This is a genomic window from Rhizobium sp. WYJ-E13 (genome assembly GCF_018987265.1).
Classification (GTDB): Bacteria; Pseudomonadota; Alphaproteobacteria; order Rhizobiales; family Rhizobiaceae; genus Rhizobium.
This window is the reverse complement of the sequence record NZ_CP076854.1, coordinates 126,852-150,028: the sequence shown is the minus strand read 5'-3', so window position 1 is coordinate 150,028 and position 23,177 is coordinate 126,852. Positions and strand designations below refer to the sequence as shown.

Annotated in this window: 19 protein-coding genes and 6 pseudogenes; 17 read left to right on the top strand and 8 right to left on the bottom strand. The window is 56.5% G+C overall.

Going from position 1 to position 23,177, the window contains the following annotated elements; all coding sequences use genetic code 11:
* Positions 1-128 precede the first annotated feature (128 nt).
* Both KQ933_RS22240 and KQ933_RS22235 read left to right on the top strand, forming a co-directional pair.
* On the top strand, positions 129-2,198 hold the full coding sequence (locus KQ933_RS22240) for a peptidoglycan-binding protein (protein WP_216760021.1): 2,070 nt from the start codon (positions 129-131) through the stop codon (positions 2,196-2,198).
* 98 nt (positions 2,199-2,296) lie between these two features.
* A complete protein-coding gene (locus tag KQ933_RS22235; RefSeq protein WP_216760020.1) occupies positions 2,297-2,965 on the top strand; it encodes a hypothetical protein in 669 nt (222 codons plus the stop codon).
* Positions 2,966-3,291: 326 nt separating this feature from the next.
* Here KQ933_RS22235 and KQ933_RS22230 read toward each other — a convergent pair whose 3' ends face one another.
* Positions 3,292-4,479: an IS701 family transposase gene (locus tag KQ933_RS22230; RefSeq protein WP_216755009.1), complete on the bottom strand. Its 1,188-nt coding sequence runs from the start codon at positions 4,477-4,479 to the stop codon at positions 3,292-3,294.
* A 391-nt stretch (positions 4,480-4,870) separates the two neighbouring features.
* Here KQ933_RS22230 and KQ933_RS22225 point away from each other — a divergent pair, with 391 nt between their 5' ends.
* The 5 genes from KQ933_RS22225 to KQ933_RS22205 all read left to right on the top strand — a co-directional run bounded on the left by KQ933_RS22225 (position 4,871) and on the right by KQ933_RS22205 (position 11,185).
* Positions 4,871-6,841 carry a hypothetical protein gene (locus tag KQ933_RS22225; protein WP_216760019.1) on the top strand — a complete coding sequence of 657 codons (1,971 nt, stop codon included), beginning with the start codon at positions 4,871-4,873 and terminating at the stop codon, positions 6,839-6,841.
* Between the two features lie 3 nt (positions 6,842-6,844).
* Complete coding sequence (locus tag KQ933_RS22220) at positions 6,845-7,207, top strand: hypothetical protein (RefSeq protein WP_216760018.1); 363 nt, start codon at positions 6,845-6,847, stop codon at positions 7,205-7,207.
* A 760-nt stretch (positions 7,208-7,967) separates the two neighbouring features.
* Positions 7,968-8,708: an SH3 domain-containing protein gene (locus KQ933_RS22215; RefSeq protein ID WP_216760017.1), complete on the top strand. Its 741-nt coding sequence runs from the start codon at positions 7,968-7,970 to the stop codon at positions 8,706-8,708.
* Positions 8,709-8,723: 15 nt separating this feature from the next.
* The gene (locus tag KQ933_RS22210; RefSeq protein WP_216760016.1) at positions 8,724-9,653 is read left to right on the top strand and encodes an SH3 domain-containing protein; all 930 of its coding nucleotides are present in this window, start codon (positions 8,724-8,726) and stop codon (positions 9,651-9,653) included.
* A 257-nt stretch (positions 9,654-9,910) separates the two neighbouring features.
* Positions 9,911-11,185: an SIR2 family protein gene (locus KQ933_RS22205; protein WP_216760015.1), complete on the top strand. Its 1,275-nt coding sequence runs from the start codon at positions 9,911-9,913 to the stop codon at positions 11,183-11,185.
* 166 nt (positions 11,186-11,351) lie between these two features.
* On the opposite strand, the gene KQ933_RS22200 is transcribed toward KQ933_RS22205, so the two are convergent.
* The gene (locus KQ933_RS22200) at positions 11,352-12,206 is read right to left on the bottom strand and encodes a hypothetical protein (RefSeq protein WP_216760014.1); all 855 of its coding nucleotides are present in this window, start codon (positions 12,204-12,206) and stop codon (positions 11,352-11,354) included.
* A 464-nt stretch (positions 12,207-12,670) separates the two neighbouring features.
* Between KQ933_RS22200 and KQ933_RS22195 the strand changes: the two genes are divergently transcribed.
* The 6 genes and pseudogenes from KQ933_RS22195 to KQ933_RS22170 form a co-directional block, all read left to right on the top strand.
* Positions 12,671-13,195, top strand: coding sequence for a hypothetical protein (locus KQ933_RS22195; RefSeq protein ID WP_216760013.1), 525 nt, complete (start codon positions 12,671-12,673; stop codon positions 13,193-13,195).
* A gap of 32 nt (positions 13,196-13,227) precedes the next feature.
* Complete coding sequence (locus KQ933_RS22190) at positions 13,228-13,566, top strand: hypothetical protein (RefSeq protein WP_216760012.1); 339 nt, start codon at positions 13,228-13,230, stop codon at positions 13,564-13,566.
* 29 nt (positions 13,567-13,595) lie between these two features.
* The gene (locus tag KQ933_RS22185) at positions 13,596-14,399 is read left to right on the top strand and encodes an N-acetylmuramoyl-L-alanine amidase (RefSeq protein WP_216760011.1); all 804 of its coding nucleotides are present in this window, start codon (positions 13,596-13,598) and stop codon (positions 14,397-14,399) included.
* Between the two features lie 289 nt (positions 14,400-14,688).
* Positions 14,689-14,898, top strand: a complete 210-nt coding sequence (locus KQ933_RS22180; protein WP_216760010.1) for a hypothetical protein — start codon at positions 14,689-14,691, stop codon at positions 14,896-14,898.
* A gap of 178 nt (positions 14,899-15,076) precedes the next feature.
* The gene (locus KQ933_RS22175) at positions 15,077-15,520 is read left to right on the top strand and encodes a hypothetical protein (RefSeq protein ID WP_216760009.1); all 444 of its coding nucleotides are present in this window, start codon (positions 15,077-15,079) and stop codon (positions 15,518-15,520) included.
* Positions 15,521-15,761: 241 nt separating this feature from the next.
* A pseudogene (locus KQ933_RS22170) lies at positions 15,762-16,238 on the top strand (integrase core domain-containing protein); the annotation flags it as partial.
* A 140-nt stretch (positions 16,239-16,378) separates the two neighbouring features.
* Here the strand turns inward: KQ933_RS22170 and istB are convergent.
* A pseudogene (gene istB / locus KQ933_RS22165) lies at positions 16,379-16,990 on the bottom strand (IS21-like element helper ATPase IstB); the annotation flags it as partial.
* 72 nt (positions 16,991-17,062) lie between these two features.
* Here istB and KQ933_RS22160 point away from each other — a divergent pair.
* Together KQ933_RS22160 and KQ933_RS22155 are read left to right on the top strand one after the other, a co-directional pair.
* Positions 17,063-18,149: pseudogene (locus tag KQ933_RS22160) on the top strand (IS3 family transposase).
* Positions 18,150-18,189: 40 nt separating this feature from the next.
* Positions 18,190-18,501 (top strand): annotated as a pseudogene (locus KQ933_RS22155) (glucoamylase family protein); the annotation flags it as partial.
* A gap of 160 nt (positions 18,502-18,661) precedes the next feature.
* Here KQ933_RS22155 and KQ933_RS33515 read toward each other — a convergent pair.
* Genes KQ933_RS33515 through KQ933_RS33505 form a run of 3 tightly spaced genes read right to left on the bottom strand, consistent with a single transcriptional unit; the run spans position 18,662 to position 19,982 of the window.
* Positions 18,662-18,985 (bottom strand): hypothetical protein, encoded by a 324-nt coding sequence (locus KQ933_RS33515; RefSeq protein ID WP_253958389.1) that lies wholly within the window; start codon positions 18,983-18,985, stop codon positions 18,662-18,664.
* On the bottom strand, positions 18,955-19,512 hold the full coding sequence (locus tag KQ933_RS33510; RefSeq protein WP_253958388.1) for an SbmA/BacA-like family transporter: 558 nt from the start codon (positions 19,510-19,512) through the stop codon (positions 18,955-18,957). The genes KQ933_RS33515 and KQ933_RS33510 overlap by 31 nt, the downstream gene beginning before the upstream one ends.
* Entirely contained in the window at positions 19,509-19,982 is a 474-nt protein-coding gene (locus tag KQ933_RS33505) for an SbmA/BacA-like family transporter (RefSeq protein WP_253958448.1), read from the bottom strand. Before KQ933_RS33505 ends, KQ933_RS33510 begins: the two co-directional genes overlap by 4 nt.
* 167 nt (positions 19,983-20,149) lie before the next feature.
* On the opposite strand from KQ933_RS33505, the pseudogene KQ933_RS22145 reads away from it, so the two are divergent.
* Positions 20,150-20,431 (top strand): annotated as a pseudogene (locus tag KQ933_RS22145) (site-specific integrase); the annotation flags it as partial.
* A gap of 190 nt (positions 20,432-20,621) precedes the next feature.
* Here KQ933_RS22145 and KQ933_RS22140 read toward each other — a convergent pair.
* The gene (locus KQ933_RS22140; RefSeq protein ID WP_216760008.1) at positions 20,622-21,410 is read right to left on the bottom strand and encodes an SDR family oxidoreductase; all 789 of its coding nucleotides are present in this window, start codon (positions 21,408-21,410) and stop codon (positions 20,622-20,624) included.
* A complete protein-coding gene (locus KQ933_RS22135; protein WP_216760007.1) occupies positions 21,407-21,736 on the bottom strand; it encodes a nuclear transport factor 2 family protein in 330 nt (109 codons plus the stop codon). The genes KQ933_RS22140 and KQ933_RS22135 overlap by 4 nt, the downstream gene beginning before the upstream one ends.
* Positions 21,737-21,832: 96 nt before the next feature.
* Here KQ933_RS22135 and KQ933_RS22130 point away from each other — a divergent pair.
* Positions 21,833-22,739, top strand: a pseudogene (locus KQ933_RS22130) (LysR family transcriptional regulator).
* Positions 22,740-23,177 lie beyond the last annotated feature (438 nt).

Sequence of the window (23,177 nt, the reverse complement as noted above, 5' to 3'; positions counted from 1 at the left end):
ATGCAAGAGGTGGTGATCACCACCCTCCAGATTCCAATCGTCGGGCAATCCTGCGTCGAAGGCGGTTCGCCACGCTTCGCGACCGAATGTCCGCGCCTGTGCGGCATTTTATCAAGGAGGAAGCGAACTTGAAATTTTCACTCAGCGATGACGTTTTGCGCGACATGTTCAGAATCAGTTCGTTTGCAATTCCAGAAAACGAGCTGGTGTTCGTCGCCTTGCGCGGTTGCCAGCCACTTGAATTCGGCGGCTCGGATTTTCGAAATGCCCATGAGCTCGTCACAAGCCCGATCGACTATCGGCATATGCATTGCACAATCGGCCAGTGGCAGACCGGCACGGGAAAGATCGCCGTCTTCGTTGGCAGTTCGGTCCCGCATATCACCGCCGTTGAGGCTCATCTCCCAGACAATGGCAACGGCGTGAACCGGCTGGCCTCGGGCTTCTTCGCCAAGGTACCCGGCATGCCGGATCACCGCTATTTTAAGGGCAATCACGGCTCCGACCGTCATCTTGCCTTTCGCAACGAAACCAAGCTGCCCGTCTGGCGAACCAGTGATGACACTGACTTCGAGGGCGACGACCGCTTCGAATTCGAGGTTGTCTACGACAACCTCCATTGCTCCCGGCAAATCAACGAGACCGCAAGCTATTATTCATCCTACGGATGTGTCGTCGTCGCCGGCAAGGAGGGCGACAGCGGGGCAAGCAAACTGACCTCGGAGCTCGGGCCCTGGAAGAGATTCCTCGATAATGCCTATCGCCTGGACCAGTATTATTTCGCGCTCGCCATCTTCGAGGAAAACGAGGCGATGCGGACGGCCGAACTCGGCTATGCCAAACGCGCTCCGACCGTGCGTTTCGGCTCTCGTGGCCTGCTTGTCGAGCGCCTGCAGGCCGGCCTTGTCGCGAAGGGCTACGATATCGGCTCCCCCAACCCCGACGGGCTTTTCGGCGGCCATACCGCCAAAGCCCTCCGGCAGTTTCAACTCGATACATTCGGAAAGAACGGCACCGATATGATCGGCGGGCCGTCGAGCGCCGAGGCCCTCGGCCTTGGCTGGCCGAACAATGGTGGAGAGTTTGATCTGCTGCTGCAGCCCAGCTCGCCCGCCGGCCTCCCGGGGCAAGCCGAGAGCGATCCGATCGCCAGCAACCACACCAGCGATGAGGCTGTGGCCCCAACCGCTCTGACGCTAAACCCAAACCTGACCATTGCGCTTGATACCGGCTATAAGCCGCTGCCCGGATGGCAGATCCGCAAGCAACCGGGCGCCAGCCGATGGGACGTGCTCTTCGACGGCAATGCGTCGCCGTTTTTTCTCGGGCGCTTCTTTGAATATAACGGCTATTCGGACGCCACGACGAGGGGGCTTGCGCGAACGACGAGCCATGAGCCGCGCATATCCTATAATCCTGGCGACTGGAGCGAGTTCGGCACCTGGCCGGAGCTGATTTATCCGACCGCCTGGGCCGAATCCAACGCCTGCTTCACCGTGATCAACGCCTGGGACAGGGCTGCCATGACGTTCGGCTTCATCCAGCTAGCGGCGCACACCGGCGACGATTTCCTCCCCCTTTTCCGCCGGCTGTTTGTCGAGATCCCCGACGAGGCAAAGACCTGGTTTCCCGAGCTCGACGTCATCGCCGGCAAACTCTGTTTTGTAAAAGGCAACGCTTACCGGTCGCTCGAAAACAAGGTCGCACCAAAGGACGGCGGTTATACCGCAAGCTACTACCATGGCGACCTGATGGGCTTTTTCAATCCGGACCGCTACCACACCAACCTGAAACCAGACCCCGAAGAGCTCCACGCCGCCGCGCGCTGGCTAATGTGGACGGTGAACTCGCGCGTTATGCGCAGCATGCAGGTCGGCGGCTCGATCAACAATGTGAAATCATCGCTGATGAAGCTGCACCAGAAGATCCTGTCGACGCCAGCGGTCCGCGCAAAATATCCGGCCGGCGTCGACGGCATGAAATGCGACCTGCTGTCGGTCGCCGTAGCCGCACCGCATCTGAGTGAATCACATCTGCCGATGGTTCTCGACGCACTGCTGAGGAGCGATCCGATAGAAGCGATCCGGCTGTCAGGCTATGGCCCGGGCGGCCGAGCGCAGAACGTTCACGACGGAATGCTGAAAAGGCCCGTCCTGAAAAATCTCGTCTACGACTTTGCAACGCAGCAACCGGTCTGACGGCAGGCGCTGCAGAGCCGGCGACCGGTATCCAGCGGCAGCCTGACGGTCTCCCACAGCCAGCAACCACCTGGCGCCAAGCAACGGAGGAGCATGACATGAGTGCCACGGAAGCATCATTCGACAGGCTTGCGACAGTTCCGGTCCATTACGACCGGCTGCCGAACTTCCCCTACGGAAGCAAGGGCGATCCCCGTTCATTTCAATGCCGCGATCGGCTGAAAAGCACGCTCAATGACTGTCTGAGCGAACTGTTTGACGTCTGGGGTCGGGGTCGGCCAACCATCATCCTCACGGCCGGCACGATCGGTGACGGTGAAAACGCCCATGGGCAGGGCTTCGCCTTCGACCTTGATGGCTTCTATTGGGGCGAGCAGCGTTTCATGATGGATGAATATCCTGAGGACCGGCGATTTTACGTCGGCATCAACGCCCACCTGTTCTTATATTTCTCCCAGGTGTTGAGCTTCCACTATCCAAATCACCGGGACCATTTTCACGTCGATTTCAACTTCTCCTTTGCCTTTCGCACCGCCTCGAATGCCCAGACCTTCTTTCTTCAATCCGCCCTGAAATATATCTTCAACCGCGACATTGGCGCCACCGGGACGGAAGATGACGGGGTGGATGGTGTCTATGGTTCTGCGACGAAGCCTTCGGCCAATGCCGTCCTTGCAGAGCTTGGCCTGGCCGGTCAGGGAGGCCTGACCGTGCCAGCTGTCTGGAAGGAATTCCTGTTGCGGACCCGGGCGCGCGCATTCCAATGACAATGTGCCGCCCCGCAAATCCTCATGCTCCCCCTTCACCCAGCAACCGACGGCGGTCGGCGCCGGCACATGGGCGATGGACCGGACCGGGATGAGGCGTACGTTTCGTTCGATGTCGGAGGAGATATTGCTGGTCAACGCGGTCTAGTACTACAGTTGCGTTTGATGCCTTGCTTTGTAGTGAGAAAGCATTGCGGATGCTTGATGCCTGCGTCGCCAGAGTGACCATGCCAAGATGAGGCGAACTCTAATCGGGGGCTGTAGCAGGAGGCGTTTGATCAGATAGCGGATCTCTGCGACGCTGGGCACGAAGGCCATGGTGTTGGTCAGGCGGCGATTGGCGGGTTTGGACTCGTTTCGTTCGGTTTGCCAGCAGCGGTGCGGCGTAGATCGGCGCCGAGTTTGGCGAGGAATGCAGCGGCTGCCATGACGAGCGTCATGTGCCGCTTCCAAGCATGCCAGGATCGCGCTTCGCAATGATCCAGGCCGAGATCGTCCTTCGCACGCTGGAAGCATTCTTCCACGGTCCAACGCAGCCCGGCAGCGCCCGCCAATTCGCTCAATTCGGTACCGGCGGGCGCAAAGACAAAGTAATAGGCGCGCGCATCGGGTTCGCGTCGGCTGCGCCGGATCAGAAGCCAGCGCTCCCATTGTGGATCCGGGCGAGAGCTGAGAGGAATACGGGCCCAATCATAAAGCCGAAGACCCTTGGCACCTTCGCCTGCTGCATGGCTCTGCCAAACCTCCGGTTTCAACTCATCAGCCATCGTTTCGGGATCGGTCTGCTCGATCCCTTGCTCACGCACAAAGCGCAGGCATTGATTGGAGCGCACTGCCAGAACATAAGGCTGGCCACGGCTTTCCAGCATCCGGCGCAGCTTGGAATCCGAACCATAAAGCGCATCCGCCAATACCCAGGCACAAGGCACGCCGGCATCCAGCGCATCGGCAATGAGCTTGGCTGCAATGGCCGGTTTGGTCGCGAAGGCTTGGGACTGGGGGACGTGAGCCGAAGCACGGCGGGCTTCATCCTCGGCCCACTCCTTCGGTAGATAAAGTTGCCGATCGATCAGGGTCTGACCGTAGCGGCTTGCATAGGCAAGGAAAACACCGATCTGACAGTTCTCGATCCGGCCGGCCGTGCCGGAATATTGTCGTGCGACACCGACTGAATGGGCGCCTTTCTTCAGGAAGCCGGTCTCATCGACCACAAGAACGCCGTCCGCGTCACCGAGAGACTCTATTGCATAAGCGCGAACCGTATCGCGCAATGCGTCAGCATCCCAATGGCTGCGCCCCAGCAGCGATTGCATCCGATAAGGGCGCTCCAGTCCTGCCTGTTCCGCCATCAGCCAGCCAGTCTTGCGCTCTACTCCCGACAACAACCCATCCAGAAAGGCACCGCACGATGCGCGCAATTCTCGGCGACCAAAGACCGAGCCCAACCGCACCTTCAAGGCATCGAGCTCACGATGCCACGCCAGAACCGACCCGGACCAACCCGCAACCGACATTGAACTTCCCTCCCGCCAAATGCGGGAAGTGAATCATGACTTCCGGTAAACCGCAACTGTAGTACTAGGCTGGTCGCGAGCGAGCATGCGGAATCGGCAATCGTCTCTTCTACCCCAATCGAACCGACGTTATCCTCTGTCCATGTGCTCTCATCGCCGAACGCATGGAGATATATACTTTCCGAAGCGACTGACTATGTTATTCGGCAGCGACTTTTTTACTTCACACCAAAGGCGATGGACAACACTATGTGCCTGCACTCCGCACCTCGCCATCTCAACTCAACACAATGCGAGAAGAGAAGTTTCCGCCGGAAACCATCCATAGGAAGTTATTGCAAACAAGTATACATATGTTAAAGATTGCAAGGTTCTCCGCGAGACAATCTGTATGGATATACTCGTAACATATTTTGTCGCGGCCGCGATCATCGTGGCATTTCTTCTGGCGCTCGCGTCGTTTTTACTGTTTGCGTTATGGGTATTCGGCAACGTCGTCAGGCCAAGCCACCGGCTGCAGAATTTCTTCCGCAGGATCGGGGAAAGGCTGGGGGACGAAACCGAGTTCGTCGGAGGTGTTATCGCCTTCTATATCCTGGGCATTGCCTTTAGCACTAGTCTTTCGGCAACGAACTCGCTTCCGTCCGACTGGCTTGTGGTCACGGCCGCTGCCGCCTTGGTCCTGGCCGCAACTCCCTTAGCGATAATCGTGGCGGTGATGTCGCTCTCCGGCCTGCTTTGGATTTTCTACCAGATTGGCCTCTTTCTCCTCAGGCTTTCGACCCGTCCCCGCGCCGCCATTGGCGAGGCCTTCGCCGCTCTCCGTGGCATCCCTGCCCTGCTCTTGAGCGTATTCCTGATCGCTGCGGCGGTCGGCGCAATCGTCGCGACCGTGGGGGCCATCGGTCTCGGTCTCTGGTGGCTGCTCGTAGCGATCTCCGTTTGGATTGGCGTTCCTGACCTGCTTCAGTCCGTAAGCCTGCCTGTCTATCTGCTCTTGTTTGCGATCCTCACTCTCCTTGTCGGCTTCGGCACTTTCACGCTGGTTGTCATTGTCCTCGCGCTGGTGCGGCTGGCGGTGGATGCCTTTACCAGCCAGGATGACCATGTGCCGCGCTTCCAGGTTCCGTGGAACGACGCCACAGGAGCCGGACAATCGGTCCCGCTTGCCACGGCGCTCAGGCGTGCCGTCCTGGCAAGCATCGGGTATGCCTTCGGCGATTTACCCGGCGGCCACAACGAACGCCCGGTCTTCCGGGGATCACAAAGGCGCGCCGACGAAGCCGCCGTGCAACGGTCGAGCTATGTCCAGTCGCAGCTGGAGCTATATGCGGATCTGCCGCCGGAGTCGGAACTGCTCGAGATTCCGCCGGCTCTTGCCGATCGGATCGGCAGGCGTCCGCTCACACCCAGCGCGGGCGATGCGCGGATAGCCACGCTCAACTTCCAGCAGAAAGAACAGGAATTCGTTCTGTTCGGCCGCGTCGCCGATACGCTGAGCTGCCTGCTCCGCACTGCCGAGTTCGAAGGGGTGCGGAAGATCGAGGTCTTGCTGCGACAGCTGCGCTGGTGGGAAATCTCGCCGAACGAATATCCTTGGATCGTGGTGGTCCGGACCGATCGCCGAAGGGAAGTTGCCCAAGCGCTGCGGTCGATGCGGGAGTGGCTGGGCATCGGCGTGCACATCGCCAGGCCGGGCCAATGGCAGCCGCAGTTCCGCTGCGGCTCGTCCGGCCTGACCGGCACCATCGACGGTTACATCTCGCCTGACGCCTCGTCCGAGCGGTTCATGCTGACCTGCTCTCATGTTGTTGGTGGTGCCTGTGCAGAGGCGCTGGTCAATCGGCAATTGGCCGCCGAGAACCACGATCCAGATGCCGCACTGCTGGTCCCGCACGCTTGCTGCGATTCCGGCAATGACGGCCGAAAGGTCGCTCTGCCATCGAAGGCGGAGTTGAGAGTCGCCAACACGAAACGGCGCAGGGTCCGCCGTGCTGGAGGATCGGCGCGTTCCGGCATCGGATACATCAAGTATGACCTTGCGTCCTGCTCGCTGGACGGCGAGACATTGGAATGCTTCTCGCACTTCGTCGTCGAGAATTGGCCGAAGAACTTCCTTCTGAACCTGCTCTCCTGGCCGCCGTTCTTCGGGCGCTTCAGCCAGCCCGGCGACTCGGGCGCTTGGGTGTTGATGAGCGAGAAGAATGCCGAAATACCGATCTGGTTCGGCATCGTGGCGGGGGGACGCACATACTTCAATCGCAGGGAAAGCTACATCGTCATGGCGGAGCCATTGATGGATCACTTCAACCGGCGCCTGAGGCATAAAAGCCCATTATCAGCCTTTTTCACAGGGGATTAGAAAATGCCGGGAGAGAGCTTCTTCACGCTTGACAGTTTCGGAACGGTAGCTGGGGCCGCCGGCGTTATCATCATCGTCACCAACACGCTCCGAAGGGTGACGGGCTGGAATTCTCCGGTCGCGCCGTTCATCATCTCGCTGCTGACGGGATTCTTCATTGCCGGCAGCCTCGCGAATGCGCTGCACAGTGTCGGAGACCATGTCCTGGCCTTCGTGAACTCATGCCTGTTATTCTGTACCGCAACAGGCGGCCAGGAAGTCGCCGTGGCCGCGACGCAGGAGCAAAAGCCGCCCGGCGTGGAAAAGCATGCAGAGGCTGCGCGGGAACGCTTGCCCTACTTCTCTTCATGGTTAGGGCGGTCCTAGAGCGGCCGGATTGGAAGGCAACCCTGGACGGATGGCGGTGTGCAACAGCCCTGTCGTTTTGCATTTAATCGCAAGACTCCGCGTGCAATAATTTCAACAAGATAGCGCGGTACCTAAATTGAGATTGGGCATTTAACTTGAGATTCTGGTTTCGATTTCGGCACTTAATGTGAGATTCGCCGCCGTGGAAAAGATGGCTGCCGACGGCTAAGCTTCATCAGAAAACGCCAAATATTAGAAAAGGTTATTTCCGAATTGGTAGGCGTCAAGGCGCCGAAAATCGAAACCAGAATCTCAAATTAGGTGCCATCACCCGCCGGAACGGGCGCATTCTTACGATTAAATGCCAAACGACACGAACATATATCTCAGGAACAACCTATCATCTTCTGAGCATTTATCTTCTATCGCAACGATGATATAAAATAATATGTTGCATTGAAGATCCTGGATGCATACCTCTGAATCGACAAACCCTTGGTTCTCAAAGTGACATTCTGATTATCAGCGTGAGGAATTACATCTTTCAAGATGAAAATGCCGCTCAGAAGTTTCTGCTCATGCGCCATCAAATACCTTTAACCGGCGTCATCGCGAATAAATCTCCATGTAGACAGTCAATTGCAGTATTCATTGACTAATGCTACGAAAAGTGGAATCAATACCGATCAATATCAGAATTTCCTGGTAAACGCGCCAACCTGCTGACCTTTAAACGTTGGCCGGCCCGATGAAATAATACTCTTTTCGGAGGGATGAAATGGTTATGTTTAGTGGCCCGCCTGCGGTCGCAATACGAAACCTGCCAATTTCCGACGAGTTGAAGCGCGTTCTGGCGCGCAGCGCCGATCTGGCAGGTGTTGATGAAATCCGGATCACCTCGGGCGGTCAACCTGCCAAGGGTGAGGGCACCCGGCGCACCGGCTCTACCCGCCACGACCGAGGTCGCGCTGCCGATCTTCAGGTCATTGTTGGTGGAAGCGCAAAAAGCTTTACCGACCGTAACGCCGACCCGATCATCATTGGATTTGTCACCGCTTGTGCCGCAAATGGAGCGACGGGCATTGGAGCCGGCGTGGGCTATATGGGAGACCGGACGATCCACGTAGGCTTCGGCACCTCGGTCAATGATCATTCGAAACTGACATGGGGTGCAGGAGGGCACGCGACCAACGCACCATCCTGGCTGCAGGAGGCTGCGGAGGAAGGCTGGCGCAATCGCGTCCCGGCCATCCCGATCCTTGGTCCGGGAAAGTACCAGGTCATCGCGCGAGAAGGACTGAAGCTTCGGCTCGGGCCGGGTTTTGACTTCGAGTCTTCGAGAACGCTTCCGCTTGGCACGATCGTAACGGTGGTGAGTTTCGACACCGCTGATCATATCTGGGCTAAGGTCGATCTCGAAGATGATGGCCTGCTCGATGGGCATGTTTTTGCGGCGCTCCTCGCGCCAATCGGGGAAAGTGGTGGGAACAAGGACGTGGCTGAGCCAGAAGCGGCCTGACGCTGGGAGGGAACTATGCCGACGACGGATGATATCCGGTGGTTCAAGCAGCAATTTGCAGGTCAGATTAAGGACGTCGTCGCCGGCACACCTTTTGATGTCGAAATGCCCACGTCGATCGCACGCCAGGAGACGGGCTACATCTGGTCGGCACTGCGAAAAAAGGGCGTCCCTTTGGAGCGCATCGTGGCGCTATGCGTTGGGGATACAATCGACTACAAAAGCCCGGATAAGGGCCGGCAAGTATTTCCGCTTAATAAGGCAGACTTGCTCTCCAAGCCCCGAGGCAGTGCGATGTTCGCGATCGCACGCGCAGCGCTTGAAGATATGGTCGCTTATGTGCCGGGATACGAAGGAGCCGTCGCCAATCCGGATAAGTTCTGCCACGGATATGGTGTTTTCCAACGGGACCTCCAGTTTTTCCTTGATGATCCTGATTATTTTCTCGATCGAAGCTATGAGAACTTCGCTGATACCCTCGTCCATTGCCTCGCCGAGTTGCAGCGGGGGCTGAGCAAAGTCGGTCTCAAAGGCGCGTCTTCTATCACCGACTATCAATTCGCATGTGTCGCGATCGCTTACAACAGAGGCAAGTTCAATCCGAATAAGGGTCTTAAGCAAGGCTATTTCGACGGGTATAAGTATTACGGGGAGTACGTCGCCGAATACCTTGCGTCGGCCCGGTCTGTCGCCGCGGCTGCTCAGATCCACGTCGGGCGATATGTTGTGATCGCACGCGATGGTTTGCGCCTGCGCGGCGGCCCCGGAACAGAGTACGAGGCTTTGAAGACGCTTCCTACCGACACTAGGCTGGACGTCGTTGATGCAAGCGACGGCCCATGGGTGCAGGTCGATTTGGAAGGTGACGGCCTGCTCGATGGCTATGGCCACTCGGCATTCCTCGCCCGGGAGGAAACGGGGGAACATGTCCTCGAACCTGCTTGACCCTCACTCTCCGAGCTACCGACCTCACGATGTGGAGACGGCATGGTATTCGCGATCTTGCATCGGATGGCGATCGGGCCGGTGCTGGCTTTCACAATAATGCCGATTCTGAAACCAATCCGCCATGGTCAGCAATTGTTTAGTCCCTGAGGGAGACACTTTGGTTGCACTGGTAGAGCCGTCATCGCTTTCGGTCTCGTGGCCGCGCCGGATACTTCTACAATAGACTGCTATGGACGTTGAAAGGATGGAAGCTGATGCGTTCGATATTTGAGCCGTTTGAGCGTAACGAAGCCTACAATAATCTTCGCGACCAACTCGCAAGTGCTCACCCACCGTTGGCGCTTGTTGGCTCAGGCGCTAGTTTAAATTCCGCATACCCCAGTTGGACTGCACTGATGGAGGAACTCGAAGCTGAAGCCGGGCCGAAAGCGCAAATCCCAAAACGCAAAGAAGCTCTAAAGGGCGACCCTGCTTGGGAAGCCGAGGTTCACGCCAGAGCTATAGGAGCGAAACGCTTTAGTCAGTATATGAAAGATCGCTTCAGCCCCAACGGATCACCCGTGGAGCCGCACCCAACAATCGCTTCACTGCCGTTCAAGCATTTCTTGACAACAAACTATGATCCTTGCATCGAACTCTGCCTTCGGAGTCGAGGCGAGCAAGCGAACGTCGTCCGGTGGGAGGATGCTGTTGCGCTGTCGGCCTTCCTGATTGGTCTGTCTCGATCCGATACTCCACGAAGCGTCGTCTACCTTCACGGTCGCTATGATGTTCCTCAGCATGCAGTCCTAACGGAGAGCTCTTACGTCGATCGCTACATAAAAAGCGACGATGCGCGGAGGAAGCTGCTCGCGATTTTCATGACGCACCCGGTGGTATTCATCGGGTTTTCCATGAGCGATCCCGACTTTGCGAATCTAATGAGAGAGGTGACGGCTCGCCTGAAAACTACTCCACCCTGCCACTACGCAATCCTCGGCTACGGATCGGAGGAGGAAAGAGAAGTATATCGCGAGCGCATGCGCGGAAAGTTCGGGATTGAGCCGATTTTCTACAGTTATGCTAGGGATGAAGGAGACCCATACGCCCACTTGGTCCACCTGCTTCAAGCCCTATCGCCGATGCCATCAAAGTCCACGCCATCTCCCATGAGCGCTGCGGAACGCAGCAGGGACATAGATCCAGGGGACCCAAACAAGGGCCAATTCGGCGGCAAGGCGGAGGCAAACGGACGGCGCTTGAGGGTGGTTCGGAGACCTGGGGGGATTAACCGCCAGACATTGATGTTGGATCTGATTGTTGATCAAACCGATGCCAAAGCGCTTGAGGGGGACGTTACGTTCTATCTGCATCCGACCTTCGCAGAACCTGTCCAACTGGTCCGCGCAAATAACGGCAGGGCGACTCTGAAGGACTGCCATGCCTATGGCGCGTTCACAGTGGGAATCAGTGCGGATCGAGGAAAGACGAAACTTGAACTGGACCTCGCGACCGACGAAAAACTGCCTGAATGGTTCAGGCGTCGCTAAGTTGCTGTGCCTCTCGGCAGCACCCCCATCGACTGCGCGTTTCTTGCCCAATTCAGTGAGTAAGCAAGATGCTATCGTAGTTGAATTTAAATGATATCAATGCAGTTAAACGCTGCTCCCTACCTTGCATCTGTGTTTTCGCAATGCTCTACGAAACGGGAGGTCATCAACCGGCGAAAGCAGCCTTCTCGCGAAGTGTTACATTCGTGATCCACCCGATCACCTTCTCCTTTGAGTCGCCTGTGCTCGTAACAAAGACGTCCTCGCACCCCATGCCTAATTTGCCTTGTGAATCGTTCTGGCCCTTCATTGCAATCTGCACATCGAGAAGCGTCGCAGTCCGCGGCACGAAGGCAACCGAACTTTGCAGGGTGGCGCCAGTGGAGAGCGACTTGGCCAGATCGCCGAGCGTTGCGTCCTCGACCGTTGGTATGCGACCTGGAGGCGGTGGCGGTGGAGGCGCCGCCGACTTCACCGCCAGCTTCACTAGATATTCGTTGATCGTGCTTAAATGCAGGACTCCGAGCCCGACGCCATCCGACTTACCGATGATCGGCATGCGCTTGTAGCCCTTCGCCGCCATCGGCGCGATGAACGCAGTTTGAAGAACCGTTGCGTCGAAATCGCCGGGGTCTAATTCTGTCTTCAAAGCGGTCGACACGTCGATCATCACGCCGGGATCGGTCACCTTGATGGCAGCAAGCTGCTCGTTTTGTAACATGCCGAACGATTTCTGCGCTTGCGTACTGGCGGATTCGAAATTGTCGCGTGCGAAATAGAAGGCGATCACGGCTCCAACCCACGCCCCCACCAGCGCCAAGATGCCGGTGACGAGTTTGTCGAAAATGTTGACCAACGGAGTGAGTTCAGGCTGCTTCGCAAAGGCCCACACCCCAAGGCCTATGCTTGAGACAACGAGAGCGCCGCCTATCATCCAAGCAGCTCCGCCCATGACCAGGCGAGAAAGCTTGCCACGCTCCTCCGCCAGCTTAATAAGATAGTCGCCGGACGTGTCACTCATTATAGGTATCCCCCTCAGTGTAGAGCTGTCATAATTCTGTACTCTTTCCGACAGAGCGCCAACTCCGTTGCAGTACGATGCTGCTATTTTTACGCACCCGAAAATTCAAGACCGAATTAAAGTGACGATATTATTCGTTGTTTAAAAATGTGATCATCATCCGCTTGGCAAAATAATCTCTTTGTCCTTACATTTGAAAAATACTTGCGCCACGAGATCTTTCAAATTAAATTAACACGCCATGATGATATTCTATTTACTGCGAGCTTACGCAAAAATTTTACATCGCACAAGGTGTAAAAAAAATAAAACACACCTTGCAGTATTTCCCATGATCTAGTATTGATACTAAGATAATAGTGAAAGTCGCATAGCAAAGAGTATGTATATAGCTACCGCGCAAAGCAAAAGCGCGAACGTAGCCTCATACTTCGCTGGACACGATGCATTGAGGGGATCGTTAGGTGCAAATAGCGGCAAAAAGAATATCGTCTATTGTCGCCATCCTGATTTTTGCATTGGCGACGTCTGGATGCATTTCGGCTGTAGCGCCATACGACAGTACCTTCGATCAGAGCCTTAACAAATTCTCCGAGGATACTGCTAAGTTTACGGCAGCCGCAAAAGCGGGTGGCCCAGAGCGCATCTACAAATCAAGGGAAACCGTCGAATATTATGCCGCATCGTATAATGTTCTAGACCGGCTTTCAGAGCGAGCCGCTAAGACGCGAGCGCGCGCCCCTTGCCCAGGTAGCAAAGCGTTGTTGGCTTTTTCACAACTCCCATCCAGCATCGGCCCCCTGCCTCAGGATTACCAAAGCTTCGACTGCAGAGAATACCAGCTGTACGGCGTTCGGTACTATCTGGACCAGTTGAACTATGGACACAGGAATGACGGAGTATTGAAACCTGGCGAGGCTCAGAATTATGGCGGGCAACTACAAAACGCTATTCTTGGGGCAATTTCGACGTTTTCTCTTACTAAGTGAGTGTGCGGACCACAGGAGCAGAGGAGGATTCGATGTCAGATTTGAGCTCAACTGTTAGCAGTCTATCGAAGGCCATTATAGGCGAAGCAACAAAGATTGGGGGAGATTTGTGGTCGAAAATTCAGCAGGCTTCGAAATTCTATATAAGAGCGTACACGCAGGCCGTTATCGATGCAGCCGGCGGCGTAGCTATGGGAGACATGACGGCTGAAGAAGGTGTAAATTCGGCAAAAGCCGCAGCTTTCTTCTTTCACATGATGGTTGCACAGGCAACTGAAGCCACTCTGGCTGCCATTCAGAAGTTCTTTGATGCTGTGATCGCCACTTTGAGAATGAGCATCAACGCGGCGTTGCCATTTCCTATCCTTTGACTGCGCAGCACCATGACGGGAGCGGCTATATGAGAATAGATGAGGCTTATACCCATTTGAACATTATCAGGGACTATATCCCTGAAGGCAACTCGAACAGGCCCGGTACTAAGCTTTCGCCGAGCATGATCACAATTCATAACACAGACAACGATCAGCCGGGGGCTAATGCGGCAGCGCACGCTAAGTATCAGAAAGGTGCGGACGCCAGGGCACGCCAGGTCTCCTGGCACTTCACTGTCGATGATGGACCGGTTTACCAGAGTTTGCCAACTAATGAGGTCGGCTGGCATGCAGGATCTCACACTGGTAACGCGTCCAGTATAGGCATCGAGATTTGCATGAACCCTGAACTCGACACGCAGGTCGCCTATGACTGCGCCGCTCTTTTGACGGCGGTTCTCGCGTATCAAAATCGCATCGCTGTGCCTAAGGGGATCGTTCAGCATCATTATTGGACCGGCAAAAATTGCCCCCGCGTGTTGCGAGAGCGGACCGGGGGCTGGGAAGCCTTTCTTACAAAGGTGACTCAGTATGCACGGGACCTAAAAGACATTGCCGCGCCTGACCTAGTTGTTGCAGACGACCATCACGAACACGGAGGAAGCAATGCTTCACAAGGAAGCTTTGCGAGCAACGATCAGGTGGTGATTGCAAGCGGTGGCCTCCGCCTGCGCAGCGGTCCGGGAACGGAGTTTGACGTTACATCGTCACTTCCATTCGGTGCTAGAGTTGCCGTTCTTTCTCGGATCGGAGACTGGGCTCAAGTTGATGCAACGAGTGACGGTGGCGCGGATGGGTTCGTGCACGCATCATTCCTCCGACCCGTTTAACATGGCAAAGCACTGAAAGGCTATGGCTTGTAGATCAGGATTCGGGTGTGCGATGAGCGGCGCAAGTAAACCTCGCAAATTTTGGTCGGCACTTCTTGTGACCTTCCTGTCTGCCGGCATCGGCTTGAGCGGGGGAATACTTGGACACGCAGCTGAGTCGCAGCCCTAGAAGGTCAGCGGAAAACTGATCGGCAAACCGAAGAATCTCGATGGATCGGATAGCAAGAAATCTGAGGACGTCAGCGGTATCGCGTGCGCAGCGACGTCGGGCTATCCACGCGTTTGTCTAGTGGCTGACGACGAGACCCAAGGTGTCCAGGTCGTGATTCTAGAGGACGGAAAGCTGACTGCAGGCGATTTCGTCCGGCTGATCGACGACAGCTTCGGTAACAAGGCGCTTGAGCTAGACGCCGAAGGTGTAGCCTTCGCTGATGGCTTTTTCTATGGGCATCGTAAATTTAACGGCAAAGGCGTCATGGTCTGGCGCCTTTGCCGTTAAATTTACGATGCCGGCAGGCGGCCGATAATCCATCCACTTCAATCTCCGTTCAGTTTTTAAGCAAGATGTGTTCGGGCGCAGGAATTCTCAACGACGCGTTGACATAATGGGATTCATTATGTTAATAGATATCCATTAATTTGATGAATTCGAAATGCGATAGATTGGAGAAGCCACCGTGATAGCCAAAGGCCTCAAAAGAAAACCAGTCTCTTCGGCGGCTGATGCTCAATCAATGGAGTTATTGATGGACGCTTTTGGGATTTCCCCTGGCGACAAATTCAATATATCAGGTGTCTCGGATTTTATGTCGGTGCATGTCGAGAAGCGCGACGGCCGTGTCATTACCCAAAGATTCCGAACCAACGGCAACTTTCGCCAGATGATGGTTTACAATAAAGGCGACGTTGATCCGTCCGAGCGCCGGGAGATCATCGTGGATCTTGACGCTGACCGCCTTTCCCAATCAGCGATTGCCGATATCTTGGGTATCTCGCAGGCTACCGTGTCACTGGACTTGCAGAAGGCAAAGGCGGCAAAGAAGGCGAAGGCTAAGGCGCAGATCGAAGCACCCAAGAAGAAGACCATTATCGTGAAGCCGAAGCTCACGCTTAAAAAGTAAGCTTCTCCAAAACCATCAAGCCCCCGTATTTCAAGGGCTTATCTTGCGCCGGCCGAAGGCTCTTCGAAACGATCTGCGCCTTGATCTCGTCCGGCCAGTGCCGGTGAACCTCACGTCCAGACTTCCTGGTCGTGAGAACCTCCAATGTACTCTCCATGGAGAAACTCCCGTTGCTCATCCATGGAAAGCCGATCACAGATCAAGGTGGGGAAGACAACGTGAGACTGGCACACCGGTTACGATGGACTTCGTGCACGACCAACTGGCCACCGGCAAGAAACTGCGTGTCCTGACGGTGGTTCATACTTTCTCACGATATGTGCCGGTGCTTGATCCGCGGCATAGCTATCGCGGAGAAGATGTCGTGCAGACGCTCGAACGGGTGTGCCGTCAGGTTGGCTATCCCACGACGATCTGTGTCGACCAGGGGACGGAGTTCGTGTCACGCGATCTCGACCTCTGGGCCTACGCCAAAGGTGTGACATTGGACTTCTCGCGCCCTGGTAAGCCGACCGATAACGCCTTCATCGAGGCGTTCAACGGCCGCTTCCGGTCGGAATGCCTGAACCAACACTGGTTCCTGACCCTTGCGGATGCCCGCGAAAAGATGGAGGATTGGCGCAGGGATTACAATGAGGTTCGGCCACATGGTGCGATCGGCGACAAGGTCCCGATCGCACTGATGGATACGGGACGCGCAACCAGCCCGCCTCCCTGAAGAAGCCGAAAAACTCCAGCCTCCGCTGGTCCAGAAACCTGGGGCGGTTCAAAAATAATGGGAGGTTCTATCTGCCACGTGATCGCGGGTGTCAATGCCGTGTGAATTTTCCCCAATTGTGCCGAGGTAAAATTCCCCATTTATGCCGACGTGGACGACAAGGCGAATGGGGTATTTTTGGGCGGCCGACCGCGTGTCTTTTGAGGTGGCGCGAACGCCGGGGGTGCGATCAAGGCTTTGGACCGGACATGCTCCGCCATCAGCTCGGCATGCTGCCGCAGCCGATAGCTGGATCCTTCGATCTGCACGACGACGGCATGGTGAAGCAATCTGTCGAGCAGCGCGGTGGCGACGACGGGGTCTCCGAACACATCGCCCCATTCCGCGAAGCCGCGGTTTGGCGTAAGGATCATCGCACCACGTTCATATCGGGCATTGACGAGCTGAAAGAAGAGATTGCCGCCGCCTTGGACGACCGGCAGGTAGCCGATCTCGTCAACAATCAGCAAGCTTGGCCTGCAGAAGAAGCGAATGCGCTCCTGCAGTCTGCCTTCTCGTTCGGAACGGGCAAGCGAACCAATGAGGTCGGCGAGTGTCGTAAAATACACACTCTTTCCGGCCTTCACGGCTTCGACACCGAGCGCTGTGGCGAGATGGCTTTTGCCTGTTCCCGGCGGACCAAGGAAATGAACGGCCTCATGGCGATCGACGAAGCCAAGCTGCGCCAGGGTGAGAATCCGATCGCGATCGAGCGGTAATCCCCCCGCCAATTAACGGGCTTCAAAAGTAGAATTTTCTCGGGCTTTATGAACGAGGAGATTTTGATGAAGACGAGCAGATTTAGCGAACCCCAAATCCTTGCCATCCTGCGCCAGGCAGAAGGCGGCGTTCCGGTGCCGGAGTTATGCCGGGAACATGGAATGAGCACCGCCTCCTTTTACAAGTGGCGTTCGAAGTATGGCGGTATGGACGCCTCTATGATCAGCCAGATGAAGGCTCTGGAGGATGAGAACCGTCGGCTGAAGAAGATGTATGCGGAGATGAGCATGCAGGCGGAACTGCTGAAGGAGGCTTTGGGAAAAAAATGACACGGCCATCTCAACGCCGAGAGATGGCCGGGAAAGCTGTGGCGTTGCGCGGGGTGAGCATTGCACTTGCCTGCCGCACCTTCGAGGTCAGCGAGACCTGCTATCGTTACAGCGCCAAGCTGAACTACGAGAACGAGCAGATCGCCGATCTCCTGATCGGGCTGACGCGGGCAAAGAAGACCTGGGGCTTTGGCCTGTGCTTTCTATACCTGCGGAATGTCCGAGGACATCGCTGGAACCACAAGCGCGTCTACCGCATCTACCGCGAGCTGGAGTTAAACCTCAGGATCAAGCCACGCAAGCGTTTGAGGCGGGACAAACCCGACGCTCTGACTGTGCCGGATGCGCCTAACCTGGTCTGGTCAATGGATTTCATGGCGGATCGTTTGGAGGATGGTCGGCAATTCCGACTGTTGAATGTCCTGGACGACTTCAACCGCGAGGGACTGGGCATCGAGGTGGACTTTTCGCTGCCTGCTGAACGCGTCATCCGCAGCCTGAACCAGATCATCGAATGGCGAGGCAGACCATTCGCCATTCGTGTGGATAACGGACCTGAGTATGTCAGCGGCAAACTGATGGAATGGGCCGAAAAGCAAGGAATTGCCTTGAGCCACATTCAGCCCGGAAAGCCGCAACAGAATGCCTATGTCGAGCGCTACAACCGCACCGTCCGACATGAATGGCTTGATCAACACATCATCGAAAGCATTGAGGAGGCGCAGGAATTCGCCACGCAGTGGCTATGGACTACAACAACGAACGGCCCAATATGGGCATCGGCGGCATCACACCCGCCCAGAAACTGAAAATGGCCGCGTGAATTCTACTGCGAAGCCCCGTTCAAAACGGGGGGATTACCGGTTGTCGTTGCCTCGTTGCCGTTCGCACCAGAAATAGTCGTCCCAACGATCCGCAACTTTGCACAAATGAACCTTGGAATGACCCGCCTTTACGGATTCAACCCGTCATTCAATCAGTCATTTGCAGTGAAGGACAGTCCCACCGGATGGTGGATATCTCCGTATCATTTCGGTATCGACCAGGGACCGGTCGTGCTAGCGATCGAGAACTACCGGACGGGCTTGCTGTGGAACATCATGCGCCGCTGTCCGCCGATTTTGGCCGGCTTGAAAAAGGCGGGCTTTGCGGGCGGGTGGCTCGCTTCGATCTGATCGAGCACCGTGCCCTTCCCAGGCATTCCGCATTTGAACTTTCGATCACGCGTCTTATCATTGGCCATCCCAGGGGTTCCTCCGCTGTTTGAACTCTTGCAGCGCAAAAGGGCTTCCACAACCGGCAGCGCCTTCCCTCGGCTTTGAGGGTTAGTCAGAATCAGGCTCGGTTCGATGTCCACTTCCACCCGCCGTCCTCACCGTATTCGAGGACCGCGTGATAAAGATCATACGAGTCGGGGGCTCCGCCGTTGTTGACGCAGGTCATCGAACGCTCGGATAGCAGGCGCAGTATTTTGCGGAGTTGTTCAGAACCCAAGGTCGTATCCACTCGATCCAGGAAGACGAACCGCGGCGCTGCGAGCAGGACGTTTGCAACCATCAAAAGCTGCTGCTCGGTCAGCGAGAGCTCCATTTCCCAGCCTCGCTCCGTATCCAGCCCGCCCGCGAGGCTCACGAGCCGTTCGAGATCGAGCTCGCGCATGACGTGGAAAATTCTCTCGTCCGAATTTTCATCCGGGTTCTCAGAATGCTCGAGTATCTGTCGTAACGTGTGCTCGGCGTCGGAATGCCCGCTGTCGCTCTGAACAAAGCCGTCCCCGCAGCGTGACTAGGTCCGGTTAGCAAGACGAGGGTCCCGACCGGGATCGTTACCGACAGCTCCTTCAATAGGGGGGCGCCGTTCGATGACAGCAAGGCTAAACGGTCATAGGCCAAAGACCCTTCTCGTTCGACAAACTCGATGGCTGGCTCCGCGATTGTTTGCGATCTTTCAATTGCCTCCGGTAAGGAGTTGAGCCGGGCGACCACTGCGGCGAATGTCGAGATCGATTGATACTGGGTGACGATCAATGAAAAAGCGCCAACGAGCATCGCAAAGGCAGCGCCAGACTGGGTGATCACACTAAACTCGATTTCTCCACTTATGAAGGCGGGAGCGATGATCAGGGCCGGAATGATCTGGATCAGCCAATTGTAGCCGGTGGTGAAAAATCCCACATTGCGATTCACCGCGGTAATCCAGCGAAATTGGCGGCCAAAGCCTCAAGTCGATGCGACAAGAGGATGTTCTGCCGCTCCTCGGCGCGTGCCAAGAGGATTGGCTCGGCGTTCTCCCGTAGATGAATGAGGCTGGAGCGGAAATCGGCCTCCTTATCGAGTAGATCGTAATTCAGATTGATCAGCGGCCGCCCCATGAGAAACGTCAGGCAAGAGCCGCATGCCGCATAGAGAACTGCGACGACAAACAGCAAAGGGCTGATCGACCACAGCAGGCCAGAGAAGGCCAATATCGTGAGAGTGCCGTTAAAAACCATCACGACGAAGGAGAGCGTCGTGATGGTGAACGCGCGTACGTCATCCGCGATCCGCTGGTCCGGGTTGGTAAGTTGCCCCGAGACGCCCAGCCGGTAATAGGTACCGTTGGCCAGATAAAGTGCGACCGCGCGACGGGTTATGAATTGACGCCAAAGAAGTGCCAGCCGTTCCTCGACAAATCGAGCAATTACCGAAACAACTGTTAGGAGCTGTGGACTCTTGGGATTGAACGAAGCCGCTTTCGCGGCATTTGGAGCGCGGGATTTGCATGATGCGCTTCTGATTTGAAGGATTGGGCTGCTTTAGCCCAACCTTTGAACAGGAGATGACGATGACAGAGATAAGCCCGCTACGCCGGCGCATGATCGATGACATGACGATCCGCAATCTTTCGCCAGCGACGCAACGATCGTATTTGCATGCAGTGACGAAGTTCTCGCGCTATTTCGGGCGATCGCCAGACCGTCTCGGACTGGAAGACGTACGCGCGTTTCAGGTGCATCTGGTGTCGTCGGGCCTATCATGGCCGGCCTTGAACCAGACGGTTTGTGCCCTGCGGTTCTTCTTTGGCGTCACGCTTGGTCATGCCGAGGTACCGGAGCGCATCGCTTATCCGGTACGGAGATAGTGATGTGGTCAAGCATGTTCTTCTCCTTTCAGAAGGTTATTCTGGAATACCGTCATCGGCTGCTGTGGCGATCATTTGCCAGTCGAGATTGAGATCGATGACGTGCGCTGGCGATGAGGACAAGGCTTCATCGGACCCACGGCGCCCGCCATTTCGCGGACGCCGTCGCACGACCCTATACGGTCCTGATCGTGCCGCCATCGATGACGAACTCGGCGCCATGGATCGCAGCAGCGCGGTCGGAGGCAAGGTAGGCGATGAGGTCGGCGACCTCAGACGGCTCCGCTCCACGTCCGATCGGGATACCACCTATCCATGCCATGACCGCTTGCCGTGCTTCCTCATACGTGCCGCCATTGCTGGCCTGCATGCCTTTCACGAGATCGACGGCGCCCTCGGTCATGATCCAGCCAGGGCAGACGTTGTTGACCCGGATACCCTTTGGACCCAGTTCTTTCGAAATCGATTTGCTGTAGGTCCTGAGCGCTCCCTTGGCCGCGGCATAGGCGGTGGTGGACTCGGGCAGAGGCAGCCTCGATTGGGTCGAGGTCACGTGAACCACTGCGCCATTGCCTCGCTCGATCATCTGAGGGATCAGGAGCCGATCAAGGCGAACCGTCGCGAGAAGGTTCAGGTTCAACTCCGAAAGCCACAGGTCATCCGTGAGCGCGACAAAGCCGCCGGGCGGCATTGCCGAGCCACCGATGACATGGGCGAGGATATCGATACCCCCGAGGCGCTCAAGCGCCGCCTTGGCCAGCGTTTCGCCGCCCTTCGCCGTGGTTAGGTCTGCCTGAATGTAATCAACGCCCTCTATCTGATCCTTGATCGTTCGGGCGGCAGTGATAACACGCGCACCGCCGGCCAAGAAACGCTCGACCGTTGCGCGGCCCAGGCCTTTTGTGCCGCCGCTGACAAGCACGCGCTTGCCGGTGAACTCGGATGGATCTGCATTGATGTTCATACTGTCGTCTCCAGGGTCTTGATGGCGTTGTTGGCCAGCTCAAAGCGATAGGTGAAGCGGATCGGGCTGCCGGGAAAGTCTCCATGGGCGGGACCTTCGAGCACGACATCGCCGTCTTCGCCGCGAACAGTATCGGGCTCGAAGATCGCCTTGACCGCGATGGCTTCCTCCGCAAGTAGCTTGCGGATCTGCGCCGTTCCCTCGTAGCGCTTGCCGTTGTCGATGAAGACGGCATCATGCAGGAACGGCTTCATCATGCCGTCGATATCGAGGCGGGCATTCGCCTCGACATAATCTGCAATGGGCTTGGGTAAGTTCAGTGACATGGTCATCTCCTTGATGGTGATGACGCCAATTTAGCGCTGGACTTTTCGCCCAATAAGCGAGACAAACCGCCATGAGGTATTGCGAAAACCGGAACAATGACGCGGCATTCACTGACCGAACTTGAAGCAGTGCTTGCCATCGTTCGGTGCGGCTCGTTCCGAGCGGCGGCAACCGATCTCGGTATCTCGACAACAGCCATAAGCAATGCTGTCGGCAAGTTGGAGCGTCAGCTTGACGTGCGATTGTGGCAATCGCACCACGCGCAGCGTCTCACTCACCTATGCAGGTCGGATCTTCGTCGCGCAGATCAAACCAGCGCTTGATGGCATCCAGAAAGCAATGAATACGGCGCGCTCCCAGCAGGAGGTTCCGTCCGGTGTCCTGCGCATCAATGCCTTTGCCACGGCGGCGCGAGAAATCATGTCGCCGCTGGTTCTGAGCTATCTCCAACGCTATCCGCAGGTCCACATCGATATCGTCACCGAGGGACGGCTTGTTGACGTCGTGGCGGCGGGCTTCGATCTCGGGGTACGCAGCGCCGATCTGGTGCCGAGCGATGCGATCGCTATTCCGCTTGGCAAGGAGCGGCGCATGGCGGTTGCCGCATCTCCCGCGTTTCGTGAAAACAGGGTCGTTCCCCAGGTGCCTCAGGATCTGCTCTCTCACCCCTGCGTTTGCGGGCGGCTTCCCGATGGCACGGTGCTGAGATGGCGGTTCGCCAAGGGCGGCGAGGAACTGCAGCTCGACGTCGAGGGACCCATCACGCTCGACGAGGCATCCCTGGCACGCATCGCAGCAACAAATGGTGTGGGGATCGGCTATTTTATGGAGGCCGATATCCGCGAGGACATCGCCGCTGGACGGCTCGTGCGCATCCTCGACGACTGGACGCCGCCCCTCGCGCCGCTTTGCCTCTACTACTATAATCGGCGCAATTCTTCCGCCGCCTTCCAGGCATTTATCGCCCTGGCGCGGGAGTATACCGCTGGACGCCTCGCATAAGGGGCACAGCTATTTTTCTTTCTGCGATCCGTTACGGGAGCTGGCGTCGCCCCAATTAAAGCTCTTGATAGGATCTGGACCGACGGCCCGTAATATTGCGAACGTTCAGGATGCTCCCTACTGCTTTCTTCCACGGGCTTTTGCGTCATCGTCCGTGACCATTCGGCGACGCTACTTGAGTAGATCGTGATGCTCCTCAACTTTTGGGCAGCGCCGATTGAGCGATCGCTTAAGTGCCATCTTGTCTCGACGAGCAACGGTCTTCTACTGAAGCCAACATACGACAAGAAGCCCGTTCGCTTGGCACCTAGAGTGCCTTGAACCTTCTCCCGCATCGACGAGGCTGAGTGAGCGTTGAGACCGTGGGCAAATCGATGAAATCTCAGAACCTTTCTGCTGGCGTAGGCGAACATCTCTTAGCAACGGTACAGAAGATTC